This window comes from Bacillus sp. AFS053548, assembly GCF_002575105.1.
Classification (GTDB): domain Bacteria; phylum Bacillota; class Bacilli; order Bacillales; family Bacillaceae_G; genus Gottfriedia.
Genome location: NZ_NUHI01000006.1, coordinates 154,209 through 180,929, shown reverse-complemented (window position 1 = coordinate 180,929; position 26,721 = coordinate 154,209). Strand labels below are relative to the sequence as shown.

Annotated in this window: 27 protein-coding genes and 2 riboswitches; of the genes, 3 read left to right on the top strand and 24 right to left on the bottom strand. The window is 31.3% G+C overall.

Translation table 11 applies throughout. The features are described 5' to 3' along the window. Nucleotides 1–339 precede the first annotated feature (339 nt). From CN946_RS04715 to CN946_RS04665, 11 genes are all read right to left on the bottom strand, one after another. Entirely contained in the window at nucleotides 340–1,308 is a 969-nt protein-coding gene (locus CN946_RS04715; RefSeq protein ID WP_098860105.1) for an asparaginase, read from the bottom strand. A 124-nt stretch (nucleotides 1,309–1,432) separates the two neighbouring features. After that, a complete protein-coding gene (locus CN946_RS04710) occupies nucleotides 1,433–2,404 on the bottom strand; it encodes a YpdA family putative bacillithiol disulfide reductase (protein ID WP_098860104.1) in 972 nt (323 codons plus the stop codon). Nucleotides 2,405–2,545: 141 nt separating this feature from the next. After that, entirely contained in the window at nucleotides 2,546–3,826 is a 1,281-nt protein-coding gene (locus tag CN946_RS04705; RefSeq protein ID WP_098429747.1) for a Glu/Leu/Phe/Val family dehydrogenase, read from the bottom strand. Nucleotides 3,827–4,063: 237 nt separating this feature from the next. Then, nucleotides 4,064–4,672, bottom strand: a complete 609-nt coding sequence (locus tag CN946_RS04700; protein WP_025672362.1) for a genetic competence negative regulator — start codon at nucleotides 4,670–4,672, stop codon at nucleotides 4,064–4,066. A gap of 76 nt (nucleotides 4,673–4,748) precedes the next feature. Further along, nucleotides 4,749–5,657, bottom strand: coding sequence for a MerR family transcriptional regulator (locus tag CN946_RS04695; protein ID WP_098860103.1), 909 nt, complete (start codon nucleotides 5,655–5,657; stop codon nucleotides 4,749–4,751). 33 nt (nucleotides 5,658–5,690) lie between these two features. Then, complete coding sequence (locus CN946_RS04690) at nucleotides 5,691–6,377, bottom strand: hypothetical protein (RefSeq protein ID WP_098860102.1); 687 nt, start codon at nucleotides 6,375–6,377, stop codon at nucleotides 5,691–5,693. Between the two features lie 316 nt (nucleotides 6,378–6,693). Beyond that, on the bottom strand, nucleotides 6,694–7,350 hold the full coding sequence (locus CN946_RS04685) for a CBS domain-containing protein (protein WP_098860101.1): 657 nt from the start codon (nucleotides 7,348–7,350) through the stop codon (nucleotides 6,694–6,696). A gap of 98 nt (nucleotides 7,351–7,448) precedes the next feature. Continuing rightward, a complete protein-coding gene (locus tag CN946_RS04680) occupies nucleotides 7,449–8,066 on the bottom strand; it encodes a LysM peptidoglycan-binding domain-containing protein (protein WP_098860100.1) in 618 nt (205 codons plus the stop codon). Further along, on the bottom strand, nucleotides 8,063–8,647 hold the full coding sequence (locus CN946_RS04675) for a CPBP family intramembrane glutamic endopeptidase (RefSeq protein ID WP_098860099.1): 585 nt from the start codon (nucleotides 8,645–8,647) through the stop codon (nucleotides 8,063–8,065). The genes CN946_RS04680 and CN946_RS04675 overlap by 4 nt, the downstream gene beginning before the upstream one ends. Nucleotides 8,648–8,656: 9 nt before the next feature. After that, complete coding sequence (locus CN946_RS04670) at nucleotides 8,657–10,174, bottom strand: RecQ family ATP-dependent DNA helicase (protein WP_098860098.1); 1,518 nt, start codon at nucleotides 10,172–10,174, stop codon at nucleotides 8,657–8,659. After that, the gene (locus CN946_RS04665; protein ID WP_176547207.1) at nucleotides 10,161–11,234 is read right to left on the bottom strand and encodes a YpbB family protein; all 1,074 of its coding nucleotides are present in this window, start codon (nucleotides 11,232–11,234) and stop codon (nucleotides 10,161–10,163) included. Before CN946_RS04665 ends, CN946_RS04670 begins: the two co-directional genes overlap by 14 nt. Before the next feature lie 320 nt (nucleotides 11,235–11,554). Between CN946_RS04665 and CN946_RS04660 the strand changes: the two genes are divergently transcribed. Continuing rightward, nucleotides 11,555–11,803 carry a ferredoxin gene (locus tag CN946_RS04660; RefSeq protein WP_056466764.1) on the top strand — a complete coding sequence of 83 codons (249 nt, stop codon included), beginning with the start codon at nucleotides 11,555–11,557 and terminating at the stop codon, nucleotides 11,801–11,803. A gap of 308 nt (nucleotides 11,804–12,111) precedes the next feature. Continuing rightward, entirely contained in the window at nucleotides 12,112–12,645 is a 534-nt protein-coding gene (locus CN946_RS04655; RefSeq protein ID WP_176547206.1) for a YpiB family protein, read from the top strand. 180 nt (nucleotides 12,646–12,825) lie between these two features. Here the strand turns inward: CN946_RS04655 and CN946_RS04650 are convergent, their stop codons facing one another. From CN946_RS04650 to rluB, 13 genes are all read right to left on the bottom strand, one after another. Beyond that, the gene (locus CN946_RS04650; protein WP_098860096.1) at nucleotides 12,826–13,395 is read right to left on the bottom strand and encodes an ECF transporter S component; all 570 of its coding nucleotides are present in this window, start codon (nucleotides 13,393–13,395) and stop codon (nucleotides 12,826–12,828) included. 221 nt (nucleotides 13,396–13,616) lie between these two features. Next, nucleotides 13,617–13,753: riboswitch (FMN riboswitch) on the bottom strand. A 63-nt stretch (nucleotides 13,754–13,816) separates the two neighbouring features. Beyond that, a complete protein-coding gene (locus tag CN946_RS04645) occupies nucleotides 13,817–14,725 on the bottom strand; it encodes a phosphotransferase (RefSeq protein WP_098860095.1) in 909 nt (302 codons plus the stop codon). Nucleotides 14,726–14,868: 143 nt separating this feature from the next. Further along, complete coding sequence (locus CN946_RS23305; RefSeq protein ID WP_175403423.1) at nucleotides 14,869–15,015, bottom strand: hypothetical protein; 147 nt, start codon at nucleotides 15,013–15,015, stop codon at nucleotides 14,869–14,871. A gap of 283 nt (nucleotides 15,016–15,298) precedes the next feature. Beyond that, nucleotides 15,299–15,868 (bottom strand): cob(I)yrinic acid a,c-diamide adenosyltransferase, encoded by a 570-nt coding sequence (locus CN946_RS04640; RefSeq protein WP_098860094.1) that lies wholly within the window; start codon nucleotides 15,866–15,868, stop codon nucleotides 15,299–15,301. Between the two features lie 29 nt (nucleotides 15,869–15,897). Continuing rightward, nucleotides 15,898–16,683 (bottom strand): ABC transporter ATP-binding protein, encoded by a 786-nt coding sequence (locus CN946_RS04635; protein ID WP_098860093.1) that lies wholly within the window; start codon nucleotides 16,681–16,683, stop codon nucleotides 15,898–15,900. Continuing rightward, nucleotides 16,680–17,732, bottom strand: coding sequence for a FecCD family ABC transporter permease (locus tag CN946_RS04630; RefSeq protein ID WP_098860092.1), 1,053 nt, complete (start codon nucleotides 17,730–17,732; stop codon nucleotides 16,680–16,682). Before CN946_RS04630 ends, CN946_RS04635 begins: the two co-directional genes overlap by 4 nt. Next, entirely contained in the window at nucleotides 17,698–18,657 is a 960-nt protein-coding gene (locus CN946_RS04625; RefSeq protein WP_098860091.1) for an ABC transporter substrate-binding protein, read from the bottom strand. The genes CN946_RS04630 and CN946_RS04625 overlap by 35 nt, the downstream gene beginning before the upstream one ends. Nucleotides 18,658–18,782: 125 nt before the next feature. Beyond that, nucleotides 18,783–18,955: riboswitch (cobalamin riboswitch) on the bottom strand. Nucleotides 18,956–19,102: 147 nt separating this feature from the next. Beyond that, entirely contained in the window at nucleotides 19,103–20,887 is a 1,785-nt protein-coding gene (locus CN946_RS04620; protein ID WP_098860090.1) for an ATP-binding protein, read from the bottom strand. Continuing rightward, nucleotides 20,887–21,606, bottom strand: a complete 720-nt coding sequence (locus CN946_RS04615; protein ID WP_025672290.1) for a response regulator transcription factor — start codon at nucleotides 21,604–21,606, stop codon at nucleotides 20,887–20,889. Before CN946_RS04615 ends, CN946_RS04620 begins: the two co-directional genes overlap by 1 nt. A 229-nt stretch (nucleotides 21,607–21,835) precedes the next feature. Beyond that, nucleotides 21,836–23,002 carry a c-type cytochrome biogenesis protein CcsB gene (gene ccsB / locus CN946_RS04610; RefSeq protein WP_098860089.1) on the bottom strand — a complete coding sequence of 389 codons (1,167 nt, stop codon included), beginning with the start codon at nucleotides 23,000–23,002 and terminating at the stop codon, nucleotides 21,836–21,838. Nucleotides 23,003–23,022: 20 nt separating this feature from the next. Then, entirely contained in the window at nucleotides 23,023–24,639 is a 1,617-nt protein-coding gene (gene resB / locus CN946_RS04605; protein WP_098860088.1) for a cytochrome c biogenesis protein ResB, read from the bottom strand. A gap of 28 nt (nucleotides 24,640–24,667) precedes the next feature. Further along, nucleotides 24,668–25,195, bottom strand: a complete 528-nt coding sequence (gene resA, locus CN946_RS04600; RefSeq protein WP_098860087.1) for a thiol-disulfide oxidoreductase ResA — start codon at nucleotides 25,193–25,195, stop codon at nucleotides 24,668–24,670. A 281-nt stretch (nucleotides 25,196–25,476) separates the two neighbouring features. Further along, nucleotides 25,477–26,205 (bottom strand): 23S rRNA pseudouridine(2605) synthase RluB, encoded by a 729-nt coding sequence (gene rluB / locus CN946_RS04595; RefSeq protein ID WP_098860086.1) that lies wholly within the window; start codon nucleotides 26,203–26,205, stop codon nucleotides 25,477–25,479. Between the two features lie 233 nt (nucleotides 26,206–26,438). Between rluB and CN946_RS04590 the strand changes: the two genes are divergently transcribed. Then, complete coding sequence (locus CN946_RS04590; RefSeq protein ID WP_098860085.1) at nucleotides 26,439–26,717, top strand: hypothetical protein; 279 nt, start codon at nucleotides 26,439–26,441, stop codon at nucleotides 26,715–26,717. Nucleotides 26,718–26,721 lie beyond the last annotated feature (4 nt).

The window sequence follows — 26,721 nt, the reverse complement described above, 5'->3', positions numbered from 1 at the left end:
CGCTTATCCCATAGGAGTCGAACACCCTTTCGTTCCAATCAACTTATTCATCAAAAAAAGTAGTTACACTAAAAACCTAGTTTAATATCCTTTTACTTAGAGTATCATAACAAGCTTGTTAATCATTTTGAGGTCAATTAAAGATCATCGAACATAACTTATAAAAATAATCATTTGAACCTATAGCTCTTAAATAAAATCTAATATTCTTAATAGACCTTCAAAGAATGAAATATAAGATACATGAGTTCACTTAATATACATTTGACCATTTGTATTTCAACACTCAAAAAAAAACGTGCTAAGCACGTTTTTGACAAATGTATAAAAAAGTAAAAATTATTTAGAAAATCCTTCAAGAATATCATTCACTTCGGATGCTAACATAACAGTTAATTTAATTCTTGCCTTTTTACTATCATAATCTTTACCTAAGATAACACCTTTATTTACTAAATCATAGGCACTTCCGTAATAATCATATGTAGGATAAACTTCGCCTTCTTCAGAACTTGTTGTAATGACTACTTTAATACCATCTTTAACTGCTTTTTCAATTTCTTCAGTCATATGTGGAGATACTTGTCCTCTTCCAACGCCTTCAAGGACAATTCCTTTAGCACCATTTTCAACGGCTGCTTTAATTAAATATCCTTTTGCTTCAATATAACATTTAATTATATCAACTTGAGGTAACTCACTTGTGATTTTGTATTTATCCTTTAATACCGGTTTTTGATAGATATGTACTTTATCGTTATCGATAATACCTAGGTATCCGAATCCAAATACGTTAAATCCTTGAATATTAGATGCATGTTCTTTTTTAACATATTTTGCAGTAAAAATACGTTCATTAAAGACAACAACTGAACCAACATTTCGAGTAGATTCGTCAGATGCAGTATAAATTGCATGTCTTAAATTGATAAAAGCATCGGTACCTAATTCACCTGGTGATCTTTGAGAGCCAGTAATAACAACTGGACGATCATCGTCAATTGTTAAATCTAAAAAATAAGCCGTTTCTTCTAACGTATCAGTTCCATGGGTAACGACAACCCCATCAATTGTTTCATCTTGGTAATATTCTTCAATTTTATTCTTTAACAACATCCAATGTTCGAAGCCTATGTGCATACTTGGAACTTGGAAAAAAGAATCAACAATAACATTTATATCTTTTGGTAAATTGAGCATTTCTGCAATTTCTTGACCTGACAATGCCCCAGAATCTAATTTACCTGATTCTGCATTTGGTTTACTAGCAATCGTTCCACCCGTTGTTATTAATACTACTTTTTTCATTTTCAGCACCTCATTTCACAAGAAATTATAACATTTTAAAATTCTTTAAGTAAACAGAAAACGGCTTGAAAATCTTTAATAAAAAAAAACGTAGCATAGCTACGTTTCAGTATTTTTATAATTACTATTTACTAGCTAAGTGAGAAACTATTAAGTCACCGTGAAAACGACCATTTTCTATGAATATTTCGTTTGCATTGTTTCCGGCAGCAATTACCCCTGCAATATAAATGCCTTCTATATTTGTTTCCATCGTTTCTGGATTGAATAATGGTCTTCCTGTTAGATCATCTACTTTAACGCCCATACTTTTAATTAATGTATGATCAGGATGGTAACCTGTCATGGCATAGACAAAGTCATTCTCAATCTCAACTATTTGTCCTTCTTTTTCGTATACTACTGATGATTCATTTATTTCAAGTAGATTTGCGTTAAATACCATTTTAATTGTTTCAGAACGGACAAGTGCCTCGAATTCTGGTAGAACCCATGGTTTAATACTTGGTGAATAAGAACTGCCTCTATAAAGTACAGTTACATCCGCTCCACACTTTTCTAGTTCTAGTGCTGCGTCAACACTTGAGTTTTTACCACCAATAACGACAACCTTCTGATTAAAATGTTTATGACCTTCAAAAAAGTAATGAGAAACTTTATTAAGCTGTTCACCAGGTGTTGATAAGTAGTTTGGTTGGTCATAATATCCAGTTGCTACAATAACAGCTTTCGCTTCATAACGTTTTTCTTCACCGTTTATTGTAACTGACTCGATGATAAAATCACTTTTCTTACTAACTGTTTTTACCTCTTCATAGGCATTAATTTTTATTCTATTTCGTTTTACAACATCACGGTAATATGCTAGAGCTTGGTGTTTTTTTGGTTTTCTTCCTTCAATAATAAATGGAATATTTCCCACTTCTAATTTTTCACTTGTACTAAAAAATGTTTGATGCGTTGGAAAACGACTGAGGGTATGAACGATATTTCCTTTTTCAATTATTAATGCAGATATCCCCTTATTTTTTAATGCAAGATAAGCTGCAATACCACAGGGTCCTCCACCAATGATTAGAACTTCAACTTTTTCCATTTGAAACATCTCCAATAAACTAGAGTCTTAGTTATATTTACTATTACTATTTTACGTAAAATATTCAATTTGTCTAATAATAGCTAATCAAAAAAAACAAGATGGATATTCTCCACCTTGTTTTTATCATCAAATATAATCTTATACCCAGCCTCTGAATCGGCTAGCTTCTGCCATTTTACGCGCGCCAACCATATAAGCAGCTAATCGCATATTTACTTTTCTATTTACACTTGTTTCATAAATATTATTAAATGAACGTACCATAACTTTTTCTAATCGATCTTCTACTTCTTCTTCAGTCCAGTAGTAACCTTGGTTATTCTGTACCCATTCAAAGTAAGAAACAGTTACGCCACCAGCACTAGCTAATACGTCTGGAACTAATAAAATACCGCGCTCTGTTAAAATCTTAGTAGCTTCAAGTGTTGTAGGTCCGTTAGCAGCTTCAACTACAATATTTGCTTTAATATTATGAGCATTTTCTTTTGTAATTTGATTTTCAATCGCTGCTGGAACTAAGATATCACAATCTAATTCTAATAATTCTTTATTTGAAATTGTATTATTAAATAGTTTAGTAATTGTACCAAAGCTATCTCTACGATCTAATAAATAATCAATGTCTAAGCCGTTTGGATCATGAAGTGCACCATAAGCATCAGAAATACCAATAACTTTTGCACCAGCATCATGCATAAATTTCGCTAAGAAGCTACCTGCATTACCAAATCCTTGGATAACAACTCGTGCACCTTCTAAGTTAATACCTCTACGCTTTGCTGCTTCACGAATTACAATCGTTACACCTTTAGCAGTAGCTGTTTCACGGCCGTGAGATCCACCTAATACTAATGGTTTACCAGTAATAAAACCAGGTGAGTTAAATTCATCTATTCTAGAATATTCATCCATCATCCAAGCCATAATTTGTGAGTTTGTAAATACGTCTGGAGCTGGAATATCTTTAGTTGGTCCTACGATTTGGCTAATTGCACGAACATAACCGCGACTAAGTCTTTCTAGCTCACGGAATGACATATCACGTGGATCACAAACGATTCCACCTTTACCTCCACCATATGGTAAATCTACAATTCCACATTTTAAGCTCATCCAGATTGAAAGGGCTTTAACTTCATTTTCTGTTACATTTGGATGGAAACGGATACCACCTTTTGTTGGTCCTACAGCATCATTATGTTGAGCTCTGTAACCAGTGAAAATTTTCACTTGTCCATCATCCATGCGAACTGGAATTTTTACAGTCATCATACGAACTGGCTCTTTTAAAAGTTCATACATTTCATTTGAATATCCTAATTTTTCTAACGCTTCTTTAATAACTACTTGTGTAGGCGCTAGTACATCTAATTGTTCTTCAGTGTTGCTATTTTTCTCTGTAGATTTCTCGGCAACCATTGTAAACCCCCTAGAAATTTGAACTATGAAAAGATTCATTCATTCTGAAATTAGTATACAACTTTCCATCCCTTTTTGAAAGTTATAAACACATAGAAAACAAAATATAATATTCGTTTAATGTAAGCGTTTTCTAAGGTCATTATACTCCTATTTCCAAAATTTGAAAAGGAAAGAATATGAAGAAATACAATATATTAATAAAAAATTTACAAAAGTAAAACCTCTCGTAATAAATTACTGAGAGGCTTTATTTTTAACGAAATAAAAATGCAGTTGTTCAATAGCATTTTCTGAGATAAGTTCTTTACCATATTCAATAATACGGTAAATTGTTCTTGTGGAAGGATTACCATATTCAGCTAAAATCGCATAAAATGTCTCACGATCTAGTCTTCCTATTTCATTCTCCTCGAACTTTAAGTAAAACGTATTTTCAAAAGAGAATAATCTACCACCTAAAGCATCACATGAAACCAATTTTTCAGAAAGTAGGATTAGATCATCTAAAGTAGAAAACTCGTACAATATATGTTCACTTTCATCTAGGATTACTTCCATCGAGATAAAATCGTCTTGAAATTCATCTTCCTCTTCTTCAATTTCATCGGATTTTGTTACAATTACAACCATTCCTTGAGCTTGAAGAGAGAAAACTTCAACGGATACTTTTCCATCTACTTCGAAACCTAGTTCTACGCTAGCTTCATGCATCATATCTTGAAAAAGCTGTTGAACTTTTGGTGCATTGTACCATAAGTCTTCTTTTGTCAGACCACGTTCAGATAAATCATCAGATGTAAGAAAAACTTTTATTTTATTGTAGTTCAACCGTTCCAACCTCATGAACTAGCCTCCTTGCTGCATTTACCATAGTACAGTTTATGTTTTTATATAATTTTGGTGATTCTAAAGTCAAAATTCATTTATAATTAAAATTCTGCTTTAACCATTCATCCCAGTTCGCTTGTTGGCTACCAATATAAAATTCCTGTATGGAATCCATAATTGGGCTCTCACAAGTTGAAACTGCGTGTCCACCAATTCCAATAATGATATCAGGTTTAATTTTTTTAATTATGATGGCTAGATCAATTGTTTTCTTTAAATTTTCTCTTAAAGTACAAGTCATAATAAATCCAGCTGGATTCACTTCATTTATTACTTGTTCAACATCATCTGAATCAATGGATGCTCCTAAATAAATAACTTGAAAACCGATTCTTCTTAAATAAATCGTAAAAATTAATAAACCTAATTCGTGCTTTTCTTCTGGTCCACAAACTGCGATTAGCTTTGGCAAATGTTTATTGTTAGGTAAATTTTGATAAATCATCCCTAATCTCGTTCTCAAAAAAGATGTTGCAAAATGTTCATGGGCACTTGTAATTTCACCATTACGACTTTTATCACCTATTAATATGAAAACCTTAGAAATAATTTTAAATAATACTTTATCTATAGAAAAAAGACTAAAAGCGTCATTCACATAATTGTGGGCTTCACTTTCTTCAAAAGATAATAATGAAGAAACAATTCGATTGACTAGCGCATCTGATTGAAGATTTTCAGTAAGAGAGCTGTCATTAGACGATTTATGCTCTTTTGCTTCGTATAAATTAATTGCTTGTCCAATTGTAAACCCTTCATTAACTTTTTGAACAAGCCATTTTAAAATATAAACATGTTCCTCTGTATATAGTCGATGGCCAGCATCATTTCGAACAGGACTTATGATATTATATCTTCTTTCCCAAGCTCTTAATGTGCCTGGTAAAATCCCAACAATGTTAGAAATTGCTTTAATATTGTACTTTCCTATTTGGGCCAATTTTCTTTCCTCCTGCATGTAAACAACAAACACTTATTTCATAACTTCAAAATTTAAAACTGTTATTGTTTTTTGTTTGCGAATTCCTTTATTGTTATGTAGCTCCAAATATACCGTTTTCTGATTTCGATTTACATTTAATTGACTTCTTTCAAACAGATAAACTTGAATACTTTCAAAATTACTACTATTACTATCCATGACTTCAGTATAGCTTGTTAAAATACTAAGATCATTTTCATACCGCTCTTCAAGTGCAAAGTCTAAATGATCTCTCTTTGTTTTCACATCATCTAATCCAACAATCGAAAACTTAGTACCATTTTCAGTTTCAAATGAAGCACTTTTATTTTCTAAAATTGTAACTTTACAATCTAGTAATAATGCATTTAGATCCCTATAGTTGCCACTATAGTCAAAATCATTCCACAAAAAATAGACAGGAGCAAAAGAAGATAAATAGTGGATGTTTTCATCATTATATTTTTTTGACTTCTTTTTTGAGTAACCACTTAAAAGAATTAATGTATTATGATTGCAAATTTTTTCAATCTCACTCAATTTAAAAGGAATATCGCCTATATTTGGAATCCATATAAGCTGAATTGACTGTAATGAATCATCTAAATGTTTCATTTTAATTTTTTTATGTATAATTTCTAGCTTACTTTTTCGAATAATCAATAAAATAATTGCTACAATTACTACGAATCCAATCAATGATAATAATTTTATTTTAATTTCCCCCTTGTAGCTTAACCCATTAACAAAGTATATGTCAGCTTAATTCACTGATTTTACTTCATTCTAAAAAACCAATTTATCTATTTCTTTTTTTTATTATACAAAAACTAGTAGAAATTGAAAAATTTTAAACAACAAAAAAACTTATATCCATTGATACAAAATGGACATAAGTTTTTAATTTTGGATGAAATATGGTTTAATCGTTCCAAAAAGTCTATTTTCGTATACGCAAAATAATATCATTTATCAATATTTAGTAACAAGAAATGGGAAAAACGGATTAACAATATTAGTGTTTAACGATAGAGTTTTCTAATTCATTCGTAACAGATACTATTCTTAGACCAAGCTCTTCAAATTTACGTAAAATTTTATCGATATTTTTATTATCATCTATTTTTAAGACAATTCTTCTTAATAAATGATCTTTTGAATCAAAAGTTACAAGCGAAATTATATTAACCCTAAAATGGTGAAGATAATCAAGTAATCTTGCTAATTGCCCTTCCTTCTCCATACTAGTCATTGAAATTCTTATTCCTCGACAGTCTTTTCCTAGTACTTCTTGAAAAATCTCAATTACATCATATCTTATAACTAGTCCAACAAAATTTCTCTCATCATCAACTACCGCAATTGATGGATATTTTTTTAGCGAATTCATTGTATCTTCATATGGCTCATCCGTTTTAACACAGATTGTTTGATGAGTAGCAATTTCACCTACTTTTAGATTCTTAACGTATTCTTCTTTTCGTAATTCACTAAAAAAGCATCTTTTAAAAATCTCTGCTTGTGAAATCATTCCAACATATTTATTTCCCGATAATACAGGAACACTATCAATTTGTTTTTCCAATAAAAGATTAATTGCACACTCTATAGTTTCATTAGATTGGATCGTAATAACTTGGTGGTTTTGAAGCATTCGATGTTTTGCTAACATACTTTAACACTCCCTTTCCCTCTATTTATAACATAGATAGGAAGGATTCGATCAAAGCGAATTTGTCTAGATTTCGAATTTCAATTCCCTACATAACATTATTTATCCACATCAACATTTAATGGGATTTTTAATATCTGGCCGGGCGTTACTTCGATCCCATTTAAATGATTTGCATCTTGAATAATTTCTTCGCCATCACGATTACCATAATATTTCATTGAAATAGTAAATAATGTTTCTCCTTTTTGAACTTCGTGATTAATCTCTTCCACTCCGACAGTTTCACTTGAATCTGTTTGGGGTTTTACTACCTTTTTTATCTCATTTTTGATTGGAGTTTTTTTCTGAGATTTATTCTTTTTTTGTTTTTTTAAATGATCGGTAGCAGCTAATTCAACTTTTTCAAATTTATTTGAAGGTATGATTAAACTTCCTTTTTCAGTAAAAATTTTATCGTATTTACTATGTACAAACTTCACTACTCCAAATGGTAGCATGATAAAGATTATGACCAAAGCAGTGATTAAAGGATATTTTATTTTCCACCAAGGTCTTCGTTGATCCTCTTTTATTTTCATTGTTTCACTTCTTGGTGGTAGATTTAACAAATCAACTGCTTTATTTTGATCATTTATTTTCTTATTTTTAAATTTCTTACTTTTTTTCTTTCGACTTAAGTCAGCTATACTATTAGTCTGAAGCTCATTTTTCATTCTTTGTCTTCACTTTCCAAACTTAATTTCATATACATCCCTAAAACATAATCTAAGATAAAATGTGCGATAAATACAATAACAATATTATTTGTTTTCAAATATAAGTAACCTAAGAAAAAACTTTCAATTAATACGATTGTAAGTAAAATCGGTTTTTTCACATATCGAAAATGAACTAAAGCGAATACAACTGATGCAATAATTAGTCCAAATTTAGCTTGAATAAAACCTCTAAAAAATAATTCTTCTGATAATGCGATTAAAATACAAAGTATTGTCATTTCAGGAACTGAAAGTGACGTAAAGAATCTTTTATTAAATCCACCATCATCCAACAAACGCTCCGGAATCGTATAATTTAATAAAATATTAAATAGGATGAGAGAAAATCCAGCACCGAATCCATATAAATATGTTTTATAACTTTTAAATAAATGTAAATCATCTATAAATTTTTCTGTACCAATAAAAAAAGCAATACATAAAATAGCGATTACTAAAATGATTAACTGCGTACCATATACGCTTTTCTTCAAATAGTTAACTGGAATTTCTTGACGGTTTAATTCGCTTTCCATATAGATTCCTCACAGCCCCAATTTATTTCTTAATTCTTGTTCCCATGAAAGTACGTTAGTATTTTCATATTTATCGTGATCATTTGAACAATACTCTTCAAAAGATATACCACAAATATTACAGCAATTTATTGGTCTCTGTCCTAACATTTCATCAAAAAGTAAAAGATATTTTTCTCGATAACAAGTGGATGAAGATAGAAAATCGATCATCGCTTTAAGTTTTAAATATTTTACTTTTTTCCGCTCCGAAATTAACACTTTAATCGATTCTAATAAGTCATTATTTATTTTTTCTATCTGCAAGTTTTCATCTACGATTACATTAAACTTAACCATTTCAGAATGAAGCGTTGTCCACTGTATTTCACTAAATTGAAAAACTGCTCTCCAATTAGACACTAGCGTTTCAGTCAATTTGAACGGATTTTCTTCCAATCTTTTTAAATACGCTAGAAAAGACTCAACTTGATTTACAGAAAGGATTTCGTCATCAATTAACCTTAGTGGTAATTCATGATCTTCTTCACAAACTATTAGTATTGCTATACTTGGCTCACCATCTCGGCCGGCTCGTCCAATTTCTTGAAGATAATTCTCGATATTTGAAGGATACTGATAATGAATTACAAACCTTACATTTGGCTTATTTATCCCCATACCAAAAGCACTTGTACAAACTATGATATCTATTTGATTTTGAATAAATTGTTGTTGAATTAAAATTCTTTGTTCATGTTCCATTCCACCATGATAATAAGCGACTTTGCATTTAAATTTTTCACTTATGGTATGTGAAATTTTCTCGCAAGTAGCTCTTGTACCACAATAAACGATGCCTGGACCTGTTAATTTAGAAAGATGGTCGGTTAATGACCTGAGCTTTCCTGTTTCCGAATCTACTTTTTCGACTTGAATAGCTATATTCTCTCTATTAACTGAATTGATATATTTTTGAACATGTTTTAACTGTAAAGTTTCGATTATTTCTTCCCGTACATTTTTGCTAGCTGTAGCGGTTAAAGCTAAAACCGTCGGATTATTTAACTTCCGCTTTATTTCCCCTAAAGTTTTATATTCTGGTCTAAAATCATGCCCCCACTGTGATATACAATGTGCTTCATCAACAACAAATAACGAGATCTTAGACACAGAAAGCTTTTGAATCAAAAATTGATTTTGTAACATTTCAGGCGATACAAAAATAAACTTATAGCTGCTAATATTATTAAATAAATATTTTTTTTGCTCAAAACTTCTAAAGCTATTTAGTGCAATTACTCGTTTATCTCCAAATGCTTTAATCTGCTCTACTTGATCCTCCATAAGGGAAAGTAATGGTGAAACGATTACTACAACGCCTGGCAATAGTAGGCCTGTTAATTGATATAATAATGATTTCCCCCCACCTGTGGGGAGCATTGCTAAAACATCCTTCGAGTTTAACAAGTCATTAATAATTTCTTTTTGGTTATTTCGAAAACTTGAATAACCGAATTTTTCGTATAGAACTTTATTTAGGTCCATGTAAATCACCCATTCTTGCTAGAGTAATACGAATTTGAAAATATGTTACCTCATTTAATAAAGCTTCTTTAATAATTTTTAATTTCCTTGTATTTAGTTCAATAATTTTATTTTTTATTAAAGTAAATTGATTTGTTGTAATAAATTGATTTATTGGAAATAATTTATCACCTAATACACACTCAACTATATGATCCTCTATTGTACTAATCTTTAAATTACGAATCACCGCTATTTCTTGAATTGTTTTACCATCAGAAAATAATCGCTTTGTTTCAATAGAGGTATTCGTAATATTAGTACTTTTATCTCCATAAATAAATTTACTTAATAAAGGATAATTATTGTTAGGTTGAACTAAAATAGTGATCATATGATGCAAAGTATTAATCGAATTGAGATAAATTTTTTCAACACTCACTTTGTGTTCTGATGCAATTTGTTCAAAAGTCATGCCATAAGCATTTGCTCCAGACAATCGTTTCACAAATAGTAATGCGTCTTCATCACTTATATTTTCTAAAATAGTATGCAATTCTTTGTAAAATTGATTAACTAGTTCGTTTTTATTCCCATTATAATTTAGAATCTCATTTTTTACCCATTCTTGTATTTCTTGGTCTTGTATAACTGCCCTAAAATATTTTAAATTCATATTCAGATTGGAAACTGTTTGAAAAAACAATGAAAATCTTTTCCAAAATATCTTTTGAATACTAGAAAACCTTAGTCCGTTTATATATGTAAATTCCATAAACTGTAATTTTTGATTTGCTAGATAAGCTTGACCATTTTTATTTAACAAATAGATGTTCTTATTTTCAGACTGACCTATATACCCCTTAACCTCTAACCCATTTATAATTTCTTGCATATTCTGAAGAGTAAGGAAATGAAAAAGTCCGAAAAATGATGTGACTTGATAAAAATGAGAATCTTGAATAATTTGAGCACTTTGTTTACCTTTTAATAAATACATTATACCTTGGATCGTTCGTTCACCATTATATCGATTAACTAAAAAAAGGATGATTTCTTCCAATGTAGATAGCTTAAACATCATAAACCTCTCAAATAAAATTATTCCATTAATATATTTAAATATTTTTTCGAATAATAATTAGTAGTACAAAAATATTTGTGCATTTTTTCTAAATTGTTTTTATTTCTTCTAGCTTATCATATGTATCAATAACCAAACCATTTTAAACATATAAAAATCATTATTTATTTTATTTGGGATTTCATCATTTCTCGTTTTTTTGAAAACCTTGTACAATTATATTGAAAAGTTTTGGAAACCGTTTTAAAATGTTTACAGGTACATTACAAAAATAGTATCTGTAACAAAAACAGGGAATAATTTGGGAGGTCAATACAATGGCAAAATATACAATCGTTGATAAAGACACTTGTATCGCATGTGGCGCTTGTGGCGCAGCTGCACCTGATATCTATGACTATGATGATGAAGGGATCGCATACGTTACTCTAGATGATAACCAAGGAATCGTTGAAATTCCAGACGTTTTAGTTGATGACATGATGGATGCATTTGAAGGATGCCCAACAGATTCAATCAAAGTTGCTGACGAATCATTCGATGGCGACGCTTTAAAATTCGAATAGTAAAAACTGCGGCGAAGATATTTCGTCGCTTTTTTTATTTTTTCAAATAAAAAAAACACGAGCGTTACGGATAGCTCGTGTTCTTTAATAGGCGCCTTGATTACTTCATTAAGAAAGAAAAATATGTCATAGAAACATCCCGTTTTGTCTTCTGCTTTGATCCTCAATATTTTTTGAATTAGATCAAAATATACATAGGTCAGGGTGCCAAAGTATTATGATGGAGCTAATTATTTCCTTAATTTACATATTCAGAATTATCTAACAACTTGCTATAATAAATAAAACATCAAGAGAGGATGAACAGCATGGAACAGATGACAGTTACCGAGAAAAAGACGTTTTTAAACAAATTTTTAGAAAAAAAACAGGTAAAAAAAGACATCGAATTGATTTTACAATTTCTCCTTGCTGTTGATGATGTACTAACAAATATCTCGTTTGTAGATGATGCAAAGAGTACACCAAATGGCATTGTAATTAATTTTCGAAAGGATGACTACTCACACCCTCAGGTTTCGTATTACGAAAATAGTAAGAGGTTTGATCTGTCGTCGGAATCGGTTTACCATAAACTTCGATTACATGGAAAGGAAATACCGTTTTATCTTGAGTTGATATTTGATGTGATGCCGATCGAGTACGCTTTGATCTTAGATACTAATCCGTTTTCGACAACTTCCATTGATCCAAGCGAAGAAGTGCAAGCAGAAATCGATGCGTTTCTTTCATCACTTGTAGCACAAACATCACAAAAACTTCTGCTTTGTCAAATCGACAAAGCACTTGATGAACGCAATGAACAACTGTTTCTTTTTCTAACTTCTCAGCTAAAAAATTAACAAATAAACCATCTATCATTCGATAGATGGTTCTCTTTTTTACGAAATAGTTTTTTCTCGTAAACAAAATAAATATGGTTTACAAGATTCGAACCGATCTTCTTTTACTGCTTTTCGTTCGAATAGAGGTACATAAAACAAAAAAGGGTCTACCAAAATTTAGTAGACACTTTCATTTATTTATACGTTATGCACATTTATTCTTTGAGTTAACCAAACCTTTAATTTAGGGTAGATCACTAAGAATAAGATCATGATTAATAAACCTTTAATTGCATTAAATGGCATAATTGATGCAACAATTACTTCATTTGGTAGCTTAAAATTCATGAAATGTGCATATGCAGGTAATAACACAAAATAATTTAAAAGACTTAATATTCCAGTCATCACTACAGTACCGACGATCAATCCAAGAGTTAACCCTTTTACTGAACGGTATTTTCTAAAGAAATACGACGCAGGTAAAATGTATAATACACCCGCACTAAAATTAGCAAATTCTCCAATTGGTACACCCGTCATACTACCATTAATAACATAATGTAGGATGTTTTTTATTAACTCTATTCCTATTCCTGCTACAGGACCAAAAACAATTGCTCCGATTAATGCTGGTACGTCACTAAAATCAATTGTAAGCCATACTGGAAATGCAGGAAGTGGAAAGTACAGCATCATGAGTACATAAGAAATACTGCTAAGCATTGCCACTATCACCATTTTATTTACTTTGTTGCGTTGTTGCATATTACCTCTCTCCTTTTTCCCGATCATATCAAGAAAAATGAAAGGTTCGCTTAAGTTACGTTATTATTTGCACATATTATCATAAGTCCGAAATAAAAAAGAAAAATAGTATAAAATTATGCAAATAAAATAAAATCCCCTATTTTAATTTTCAAAATAGGGGAGAATTTTCAGCACGCCAAATAAGCGTTCAAAAAGAAGAAATTTTTGAACTTGCGAACCTCCATCTTCTCCCATCCAGACTATACTGTCGGCTCTAGAATCGCACTAGATCCTGCCAAAAAAATCAGGCTCGCGGGCTTATAAGCAATGCTTAATTACCGCCGGTGGGGAATTTCGCCCCGCCCCGAAGATAGATCGTTTATTAAATTACAGTTTAATGTTACTAAAATAAATACAGTTTGTAAATAAAAATCTCCTACTAATCATTTAAAGCATTCATTAGGTTTTCTTGACAAAAATTTACCAACAAATCATCATTTTGATCGTTCGCATATAACAACAGCACAACTGTTGTAAAGACGGCTCTAAACTGTGCTAGTTTTTTTGACGCTTCTGATACATTACCATAAATCTCAAAAAACTTCCCTCTCATATCGCTCGGAATTAGACTATAAATAATTGATAAATCTAATTCACGATGACCAATATGAGCATCACCCCAATCAATAATTCCTTTAAGTTGGTTTTGCTCATTAACAATCATATTCTTAAAATGCAAATCACCATGAACAAGAACTAATGGTGTCTCACTTTTAATTTCAACTAGGCTTTCAATATAATGATTAATTTTCTGTTCATCTTGAATTAGTTTCTTCTGTATTGCCTGTTGTATATATTTTTTAGCCTGAGGTTTCCGAAAGTTTATATCTAATCTCTTCAACTCATCATACGGTAAATCAATATCCTTTAACTCATCGAAATTTATTGAATGCAAATTTTTCAAGAAATTCGCGATTGGTTCAATCATAAAAATTCTTTCTGTTCTATTTAAATTAATTGGAGGCTTTCCTGCAATAAAATTATATCCTAAAAATGGCCAAGGAAATAATTCAGTTGGTTTTCCATCGAGTATCGGTACCGTTGTTTTCAATTCAAAATGATTAAATATAATTGGGAGTAATTGTCTTTCAACATTTAAAATTGCTACAGCTATTTCTCTTCGCGGAAATCTTAATAAAATTTCATCATTTAAACAAAAAACAGTATTATCAAATCCTTCACCAATTTTTTTTATAGCGTTTATTTTTATTTCAGGGAATTGAATCTTTACAATTTCTTTCGCTAATTCAGCTCCCATTACAATTGCTGGATCCCATATATTAGTCATTTTTTTCTCCTTAAAATCAAAAATAGAACTTCACATTTAAATGTACTTTACCAAATTTATTAGTAAATTACATTTATAATGAAGTTCTAAACCAATCGGTGCTTTCAACACTAAATATTAAACTTTTAAGTCAAAATAAACGGCTAAGGATTTGAAACAATTTTTAATTCATGAAAATTTTTATCTAAGATTATATCCTTTAATTTCTCTCGATTTCCTCCGATAAATAAAAGTCCAATCGTTAAAACGAACACAACAATCAACAAACATCTCCTAAGAAAATCAAACATTATTTGCCTCCTCCCCCTGATAAATGTGGAATGTGTTTAGTCAGTCAAATAACTCGTGGACTGACACTAGTAATACAGAAAAAAAATAGACTAAGCGCATAAATCATTTCAAATCTTTAACTCTTTTTTATGTATATAACTTAAGAAGTATTGAGCAAATCGAAAATGTAAACACCAAGAAGTACTTTTACCTCAAACATTCTATGATTGAAAAAACTTATTTATACAAAAAAAATAGCGATTGATTAGAAAAATTTAACCATTCAATCGCTATTTTTCTTATTTATTTTTTATCAGTTCTAAATACGATTGCTCCTCGTTCGTATTCAACATCCTTAATATTTAAACGTGTATTAATTAACCTTGCAAGTGCAAAGAAATAATCAGATAATCGATTCAAATATAAAAATACTGGAAGATGAATATTTTCTTGCTTCATTAATGTTACGACCGTTCTCTCGGCACGTCTCGTTACCGCTCTTGCTTGATGAATGATTGCTGCAGGTTTTGACCCACCTGGTAAAATAAAACGCTGTAATGGGGGTGTTGCTTCCATATATTCATCAATTATTGTTTCAAGCTCTTCAACCATTTTCTCTGTCGTTTTAAAAGGGATGCTATCCTTTACTACTGCCAAATCTCCACCGCAATCAAAAAGTTCATGTTGGATCTTTTGAAGTGAATTGTAAATATCTCTCGTATCATCATGATCTAAATATGTCATTGCGTACCCAACGATTGTATTTACTTCGTCAATTGTCCCGTAAGACTCTACCCTTAAATCATCTTTATCAACTCGTTTGCCTACTAAGCTAGTCTGACCTTTATCCCCAGTTTTTGTATAAATTTTCATGAAAAACCTCTCCTTTTTTCAATTTTAATTTACAATACATTACTTTTATAAATAATGACCTTTTTATTTGTTTCGGGATTATCTAAAATTTGAAAAGATGTGTCATATAAACCTTTTAATAAATTTTCACTTAATACTGAGTCTGTTTTTCCTTCGATATAAATTTTTCCGTCCTTTAATCCTAATAATCGATCACAGTAAAGACTTGCTAAATTTAAGTCATGAAAAACCGTTACAATCGTTTTATTCTCTTGTTTTTGTAATTCCTTTAAAACGTCTAAAATTTTAATTGTATGCATTAAATCTAAATGGTTACTTGGTTCGTCTAAAAAGATATATGGTGTTTCCTGAGCGAAGCATTGAGCAAGAAATACTCTTTGACGCTCACCACCACTAATTTCATTTAATAAGCTTTTTTCCATCTTCTTAGTACCAGTCATCATCATTGCATTATTGACAGCAGTTTCATCGATTGTGGACCAGCTAGGAAAAAAGGAAGACGAATGAGCAAGACGACCAAGTTTAACTGTTTCTTTTACCTCATAAGAATATGTATAGGAATTTTGTTGTGATAAAACAGCAATCTTTTTTGCTATTTGTTTATTAGACATACTAGTAACAAATTCTCCATCCAACATTACATTTCCTTTAGACGGCTTAAAAAGTCCACAAAGAATATTTAAAAACGTTGACTTTCCACTCCCATTTGGACCAATAATTCCTAGCCATTCTCCTTGTTTAATAGAATAAGACAGTTCATCCAAATCAGTATGAATTCCATCATATGAATATGAGATATCTTGACATTTGATCATACTTTTCCCCTATTTCTTTTCAAAGATAGTAATATAAAAGCAAATATTGGAGCACCAATTAAAGATGTAATTACCCCGATTGGTAACTCTCTTGGGGCTAATACAACTCTTGATAATATGTCAGACCCGATTAAAAATATTGCGCCATTGATCATCGATAATGGAAGTAATTTTTTGTGTAATGGCCCTACCATAGTTCTAGTAAAATGCGGAACAACTAATCCTACAAATCCAATTGTTCCCGATACTGCTACTGCTGCACCAGATAAAATACTACCTGTTAACAAAATTAAATAAGTGGATTTTTTTACATCAATTCCGATATGTTTTGCATTTGTACTACCAAATGTCATCGCATCTAACTGCCTATTTTGACTAAATAAAATTAAGAAAGAAATGATTAAAAACGGTAATAAACTAAGAGAGTACTGAATGCCCCTTCCACCAATATTACCCATTAACCATCCAATTACTACACGTAATTCATTATTTGAAAAAGTTATAAATAATGATAATAATGCAGAACAAAATGAACTTATTATAATGCCACCTAATATAATTGTCTCTACACTAAGAGATCGATCTAGTTTTCTAACAAATAGTATTAATAAGATGAGTGTGCCAAACCCAAATAATATACTAACAAGTGGCAATGTGAAATATGTTACAAAAGGTAAGCTTATTTGGAAAAACAAAACTATAACAGCTCCTACAGAGGCGCCTGAAGAAACACCTAAAGTAAAAGGATCAGCTAATGGATTTTTAAGTATTCCCTGAAATGCAACACCTGCCAACGAAAGGCACGCACCGACTAATCCAGCTAACATAACCCTTGGCACTCGTATATTCATGACAATTGTTTGAATATCAGCTGGAACATAATCTGTTTTAAATAGAGCATCTGAAAAGCTAGAAATAATAGAAGAAAAGGGAATCGATGTAGAACCGATCGAAACCCCTAAAATAAATAAAAAAATTAATAAGATAATTGGAATTAAAAAGATTGAATATGTATTATTTATAAAGCTCTGGGTAAACCGCCTTTGCAATTGCTTCGACTCCCTCTGCAAGTCTTGGACCAGGTCTAGATGTTGTATCTGAATTTACATCATATACACGGTGATTTTTAATTGCGTTTACTGTTTGCCAGTTTTTTCTAGCCATTACAGTTTTTTCTAAATTTGGAACATAATATCCATAAGTTGTTAAAATCACATCAGGATTCGCTTTAATTGCTGATTCCTCACTATACTTAACCCAACCTTTTTCACTTTCAGCTACGTTTTTAGCATGAACAATCGAAAGCATTTCATCTAGGAACGTACCTTTACCTGCTGTATATATTTCTGGTGGTCCTGATATCTCAAGCCAAACCTTTGGATTTGTAGTTGCTTTAGCTGTTTTTTTGCTAATTTCATCTAATTTTGTTTTCATACCAGTAACTACTTTTTTCGATTGCTCAGTTTTTCCCGTGATTTCTCCAACTTGTTGAATTGTATCATACACATCATTAATAGTTGCAGCATTTTTCACGACAAAAACATTAATCCCCGCTTGTTTTATCTGTTCTAAACCGTCAGCAGAAATTCCTAAACTTGATTCATGTGCTAAAACTAAATCAGGTTTTAATGAAATAATTTTTTCAACATTATATGTCATATCGGCATTATTTCCGCCAACTTTATCAATTGACTTTACTTCTTTTGGATAATTGTCAAAATCTGTTACCCCTACTACATCCTTGCCATCACCAATAGAAAACAAGATTTCAGTATTACTTGGAATAAGTGATACTATTCTTTTAGGTGCCTCTTTAAAGCTAATTTCTTTGTTCGTTGCATCTTTTACAGTCATTGGAAAAATTGCTTGTTCACTCTTACTTACATTCGATTTTTTTTGTGTCGTATCATTATTACAACCAAATAATCCTAAACACAATAACATAATGATCAAACTTGATAAAAACTTCTTCATTTAAATCCTCCTAATATATTTGGAAAGCATAAAAAAAACCCCATTCATTTTGAACGGGGCTGAAACAACATTTATATACAAGAAGTCTTGCAACTGCTGCTTCAAATTCTTACTCCCCGAAGAATTGAACAAGGATGAATTTAGCAGGTCTACTGACTTTGTTTCAACCTACTCCGACCTTCCCATTCATTCGAACAGTGGCTATTCGTTTCGTCCACATTACAGTTGCGGGGACAGTTCTGGATTATACCAGATTCCCTTTTAAGCAAAAACTTGCACTAAACTCATCATTATTTCATTAATTCAATCGTAAGATAAATTTGGTAAGAATTCAATTATTTTCTTTAGATGTTTATTATTTTACTAGCCTTTTTTTGTTTTTTTATGTGTTTAGCAGAGATTTTGTCTCTAAACTTAATGGATATATGTTTTATATGAAACAAGATTACTCTACATCTTTTTCGTTCATTCGTAAATTATGCGGTATTTTAACTTTAAATGTCGTTCCCTGTCCTACTTCACTATAGACCTGAATCGATCCACCATGTGCTGTTACAATATTTTTAACGATTGATAAACCTAAACCTGTGCCACTTCTACCTCTTGTACGAGCTTTATCCGCTTTATAAAAACGTTCAAATACAAATGGTAAATCTTCATTTGAAATGCCTGCACCTGAATCAATAAAATTAAATGTAGTTGATCGTTCATTTTGATTTACAGAAACAATTATTCTTCCATTTTCATTCGTATGTCTTATAGCATTATCAATTAAATTTGTAAAAACCTGTTCCATTCGATCCTCATCTATGTAGATATTTAAATGTGAGATGTTGTCGATTTCTCCAAAGAGCTTAATATTTTTTTCCTTTGCTAAACCTTTAAACTTGCGTAAAATTCGATCTACAAATTGTACTAGAGGAACGTACTCTCTATTTAATTCAGTAAAGCCGTTCTCCATTCTTGCTAAATCTAACAAATCATTTACTAATCGACCCATTCTAAGTGACTCATCATAAATGATTTGTGACAATTCTTGCATTTCTTCCTTGGATTCTGCTACACCATCAACAATCGCTTCACTATAACCTTGTAATAAAGAAATAGGCGTACGTAGTTCATGAGAAACATGAGCTATAAAATCTTTTCTCATCTTTTCTAAACGTCTTTGTTCTGTAACATCCCGAATCACCGCTACAACGCCTCTTATATTTGTTTGATTATAAAGGGGCGACATTAAAACTTGCCAATTACCTTGATCGAAATTTAATTCTATAAATTGCTTTTTCTCACTTTCGACTACTAATACAAATAAATCTAATAGTTCCTTCGTTAAAACTAGAGAAGAGGGTTCTTCAAACTGATCATCATTAAGCATTTTCAAAAAACGTTCAGCTGGTGGATTTGATGTCACGATTTGACCTTCTTTATCGATCGAAATTACACCATCTACCATACTTGTAATAATATTAGAGACTTTCTCTTTCTCTTGTTTTAATGCATTCATATTAAAATTTAATTGTTTACTCATCTTATTAAATGAATACGCAAGTTCTCCAATTTCATCATTTGAATGGATTGGTACTTTTACATTAAAATTTCCTGAAGTCATACTACTTACAACTTCTTTCATCTTTCTAAGAGGTGCTGTAATTTTAGAAGAAAGAAAGAATGAGAAAAATGTTGTTAACACGATCCCAATCGATGCCGCGAGCAAGACAAAATTAGTCGTTTGATGAATCATCACTTTTACAGGTTGTAATGTTTGGTATATAAATACAGCTCCATTTTTGGAGTTAGTATGTAACGGAACACCCACTACTAATTTTTCTCTCTCACTATTTTCGCCATAAACAAGTCTTTTACTGACCTCTTTATTATCAGTTAACGTTTTATTTAAGATTTCATCATTTTTTATTTCTTTAAAAGGTAGCTCCTGTATCCCATATGTATTATTTGAATACCATGGCTCTTGACCGTCAATAGAAATGATTACTCTTGAATATCTACTAACAATATTATTTGACAAATACTCAATATTGGAAAGTGGCTGACCATTTTCTATTAATTGTGCAATTTTCGTGGCATCATCTTTCATATTCTGTACTTGAAGGTCAATATAAAATTTTTCAAAAAATCCTATTAATACAAAGGTCAAGAATGATAATACAAGAGAGACTAGTAAGATAATTGTCAGCCAAAGCTTCCCAACTAAACTTCTTACGATCATTACTCCTGACCTACTTCAAATTTATAACCGACTCCCCAAACAGTGACGATCATTTTCGCAGCATCCTCAGAGCTTTTACTTAATTTTTCTCGCAGTCGTTTTACATGTGTGTCTACGGTACGTAAATCGCCGAAAAAATCATATTGCCAAACTGATTTTAATAATGTTTCACGATCAAATACTTTGTCAGGTGCCTTAGCTAAAAACAACAGTAGTTCGTATTCTTTTGGCGTTAAACTGATCTCTTCCCCTTCAACAATTACTTTATGCGCGTCATTATCAATCGTTAGATGCGGAAACACAACGATATCCTTCGCTGAAGAATTGTCTGAAGTAAATACTGGTACAGGTGAAGAACGTCTTAATAGAGCTTTAACTCGAAGAACGACTTCACGTGGACTAAATGGTTTAACGATATAATCATCTGTCCCTACTTCAAAACCTTGAACTCGGTTTGTTTCTTCACCTTTTGCTGTTAACATAATGACTGGAGTTGTCTTTGTTTTACGTAATTCCCTACAAACTTCAATTCCATCAATTTTAGGCATCATCAAATCTAGTACGATTAAGGAATATTCATTCTTTAATGCTAAATTTAATGCATCCTCGCCGTTTTCAGCTTCATCAATACTATAACCATCACGTTCCAAATACATTTTTAATAATCGTCTAATACGATCTTCATCATCTGCTATTAATATTTTTATATTTTGATCCATAATTTCGACCCCCTCTTCATAATTTTACATAATAAAAATTGTATATTCTAGTATAATTTGTGAACATTTTTACATAATTCATAGAATTTATTATTTCCATAAAATAGTGAAAAAAAACTAGGAAGTAAGTGTACCATTTCTAGGAAGCCAAATTTATATTTAGATTGAAAATTTAAATTAGAAAAAGCCCTGTAAAGGAAGGTTGATCCTTTACAGGGCTTTTAATTAATTACGCATAAGAGTGTAAGCCTGCAATGATTAAGTTAACAGCAATTAAGTTAAACATAATGATTGCAAATCCTAGTACGGCTAACCAAGCAGATTTTTCACCTTGCCAATTTCGTTTGAAACGAAGATGTAAGAACACTGCATAGAATAACCAAGTTATTAATGCCCAATCTTCTTTTGGGTCCCAACTCCAGAACTTTGTCCAAGCAATTTGAGCCCAAATCATAGCAAAGATTAGTCCACCAAGTGTAAATACCGGAAAACCAATTGCTACAGCACGGTATCCGATTTCGTCTAATAATTCACTATCGACTTTTTGTACAAAAGGCTGTAAAAATGCTCCAATTCGTTTTCTTATAATTAAACGGATGATTGCATATAATGCTACTCCAGCAAAAATTGACCAAATTACAGTGTTCAATTTTTTAGCATTAACCATCGCTGGCACTTCTGCAAGGGCTTCAAATCGATCTTTTGTTGTCAATTCACCTTTATGTGGACCAACAATTGATGGAAGATTATAGATCATTTCTTCTTGTACTTTATCTTTATTAATCCAATTATATTTTGCTTCGTATCCAGATGCATTAAATGCTGTTGAAATAATAACGAAACCAACAACAGTTACTAAGAAATATAAAACTGCTTCTAGCCAAAATGTTTTCTTTGTTGATACTTTTTGATCAATATTTTTAATTAAATAAATTAGTCCTGTAATAAAGCTAATTGCTAGAATAGCTTCCCCCAAAGCTGCTGTCGTTACATGGATATGTAACCAATAGCTTTTTAAAGATGGAACTAATGGTTTAATTTCATGTGGAAATACTGATGCATAAGCAATGATGATTATTGACAACGGTAATGCGAATAATCCAATTATATTTAAGCGATACATAAAATAAATCATGATAAACGCAAAAATTAACATCATGCCAAAGAATGTAATAAATTCAAATAGATTACTTACAGGTGCATGTCCAGCAGCAATCCATCTTAAAATAAAATAAGTAATTTGCGATAAGAATCCAATTAATGTAATCGTAATACCAATTGTACCCCATCTATTAGGACCATTATCATTTGTTTTCATCGAGCCGCCAAAAAAGAAAGTAGCTACAATATAACAAATAAACGCGATAAATAAAAAATTACTACTTAGCTCGTACATATTTTCCCCCTAGTTAAACACTATTCATTAGCTTGTTGATCAATCGGCAATTGTATTTTTGTGTCTCCAAACACTTTCTTTAATTCCATCTTTAAACCATAATAGTTTTTATTTGTAAATGCCGCAACCCAAACTTCCCCATCTTGATTTTGGATCCAAACGCGTCGGTGATACCAATACATACCTTGAATTACACCGATCATAAAAATTGCTCCTCCAAGTCCTAGTAACCAAAGAGTTAAATCTTTACGTACTGTTAAACCTGTTGAATCTTTTGTTTCAATACCTGCAAATGACATTTTATACTTGTTTTCACCATTTGGTTCAATATTTTGTTTGATTGCAACAAATGCTACTTCACCTTTTGGTGTTTTTGGAGTAGTCATTTTAAATACAAACGCTGGATTGTTCGGTTTTCTGGTTTTTGTATCAGGTTGACCATCAGAGTTAAAATAGAAATCTGGAAAATAGTTTTTAAGTTCTACTTTATATCCATTTTTCAAGTCATATACTTCTTTAGGATTTTGTAAATCTACTGTTATTGGCCCTAATTTTTCACCAGTTTGTTTATTTTGTAATGTAAATAAAAATGCACTAAATTCACCAATTCGATAATCTACTTGATATAAAGCGAAGTTTTGGAACTTTAGAGGTTCATTAACTTTAATACTATAATCTTTTACTTTTTTAAGTTTTGGATCTTCTCCTGGTATTAAATTTCCTTCGCGTTTATACAACGTCACATCGGCTTGATAGTTTTTTGGAATTTTATCATTTCCAAAGCGCTCAATCGCTTTTTTATAAACTTTACCCTCTTTATCTTTATCATACGTTTCCATATGGAAATCATTTAATTTAATATAATAGTTTTGGTTTGTACCAACGACAGGTTTTAATTCGCCTTCTTGAACCCAAAGCGCCTTGTCCATATACATTCCCGGTACATATCTCATCATTACCCCAATAAGGAAGATAATTAACCCTATATGGTTTACATATGGACCCCAACGAGAGAAACGACCTTTTTCTGCTAAGATATTGCCGTTTTCTTCACGAATTTTATAACCTCTTTTACGTAAATTAACTTTAGCTTTTTCTATCTCGTCTGGAATATGATCAACTCTACTAATTCCAAACATTTTTTGTCTTTTTAAAAAGTTTGGGTGTCTAGTAACAGTTTGTTTGTTTAGAGCTTTATAGAGTGGTAAAATTCGATCTAAACTACAAATTACTAGTGATATCCCAATCGAAGCAACAAGTAACATGAACCACCAAGAGTTAAACGTATTATCCAAACCAATTGCATCATATATTTTACCAAAGATTCCATATTCATCTTGATAATAAGTTGCAGGATTCGCAGTAGGCGGTAGTAAATCTCTTTGCGGAAAAATAGTACCTAATGCTGCTGCTACTAGCGTAATTAGTATAATTATAACAGCTACTTTTACAGATGAAAAAAACGTCCATATTTTATCTATATAAGTTTGATTATTAACGATTGATCTTCTAGCAGTCCCTTCATAGCGCATATCAAGTATTTCGGTTGCTTTTTCATCTTGCGGTTTACCACATGACTCACATATTACAGTACCTACATGATTAAGATGACCACATTCACATTTAAAAGTCTCCATTTTATTTCCCCTTACTAATGTACACTCATCATTTTGGTAATATTTCTTTAATATAACTTTCAAAAGAATTCGGTGTCATTTGACCAGTTACGATTCTCTTTATTGTCCCATCCGGACTTACAAAAAACGTAGTTGGTAAAGGGTTAACACCATATATATTTAAAACCTCTTGATCTTTATCTATTCCGACTGGAAAATTTAGTTTATAATCGCTTACAAATCTTTGTACTGAAAATTTCGATTCATCTGCGTTCATCGCAAGTAACTCGATTCCTTTTCCCATATATTTCGAATAGATTTCATTCATAAAAGGCATTTCTCGCTTACATGGCTCACACCAAGTACCCCAAAAATTAACAATTACGCCTTTTCCTTTTTCATCTGAAAGAGTATATCTCTTACCAGTATTCAGCTCCGTCATAGCAAAGTTTGGTGCCTTACTTCCTTTAGTAATAACTTCATCTTTCTTAAAGAAATTTATGTAAAAAGTATAACCAATTGCACAAACCAAAACTAATAAGATAATTGTTCGTATTAACGTTCTATTTTTCATCATATATACAGTTCCTCCCATATGATAGAATATCATTATTTCCTATTCTTGAATAGAAATTTGATACGTTTCAAAAAAGACTAAATTTTCAATCTTTTATACAAAAATATTACTTGTTTCAAGCAAAGAAAAAACTCGGTATTTACCGAGTCGTAGTGGAAAAAATAGTGTATCAGACTGAATTAAAACACAGTTTCTAAAAGTGTTAACCAGATTATAAAAAAGTACTATTAATAGGTAAGGTAAGCAAATAAGAATACAGTGCTCTATCGTCTGACTTATTATTAGCGTGGCTTTGCTGTAGCCATTGCTCTTAGTTTTTTCACTTCATGAGGTGATAGTTCTCTTGCATCACCAGGAGTTAATCCAGTCAAATCTAAAAACGCATATCGTTCACGTTTTAACTTCATAACTGGTGTGCCAATCGCCTCAAGCATTCTCTTGACTTGACGGTTTCTTCCTTCATGAATGATCAGTCTTACAATTGCAGTATTTTTGCCTTTATCAAGTGAAATCATTTTAACTTGAGCTGGAGCCGTCTTCCCATCTTCAAGTACAATTCCTCTTTCTAATTTACGTAACTGCTCTTTAGTTGGAATCCCTTTTACTTTAGCGATATATTCTTTATCTATTTCATATTTTGGATGTTGAAGTATATTTGAAAATTCTCCATCATTTGTTAATAGAATAATACCTGATGTATCAAAATCCAATCTACCAATTGGATAAATACGTTGTTTAATCATTGGAAAAAAGTCTGTTACAACTTTTCTACCTTTATCATCTGAAACACTTGAAATTACACCTGATGGTTTATATAAAACGAAGTAAACTGGTTCTTCTTTATCAATCGGAATCTCTTCCACTTCAACACGATCGTTACCACTTACTTTTACACCTAACTCAGTAACAACCTGACCATTCACTTTCACTTTTCCTTCTTTAATTAACTCTTCTGCTTTGCGACGAGAAGCAATTCCCGCTCTAGCAATAACTTTCTGTAATCTTTCCATTCGATCATTTCACCTCTTCAACCATCATACAGATTTATACAATTGAAAACAAGTGGTAACTACAAGGTTTTTTGTGAATAAAGTGCGTTAAACGCCAAATCTAAACCATAATTCCATTTTTCAAGTCGTGCCCCATCGTCATTCTTCCCCAGTTCCTTATTCCTTCTCTCAATATCATATTTTCAAAAATCTATCATATAATTTACTAGATTTGCAGAAATGAGGTAATAGATATGAATTTAACTTTAAAACACTCCTCAGCCTTTGACCGTTCTAAAATTATTACGCCAGGTAGTGTGCTTATTACTAAAAAGAATGAAACAATCTATATGCTAGTTTATGAAGAAAATGAAGACGATTTTCCATATGTTCTCGTCTCATTAACCGATGCAAGACTAGTCCAAAATTATGACATTATGCCAACCCTAGGAGATATTGAAGATTGGATTGGTGAAATCACAATGGTAACTCAAAAAAACAAACTATCTATTACAATTCAAGCAAATTACTAGTTTG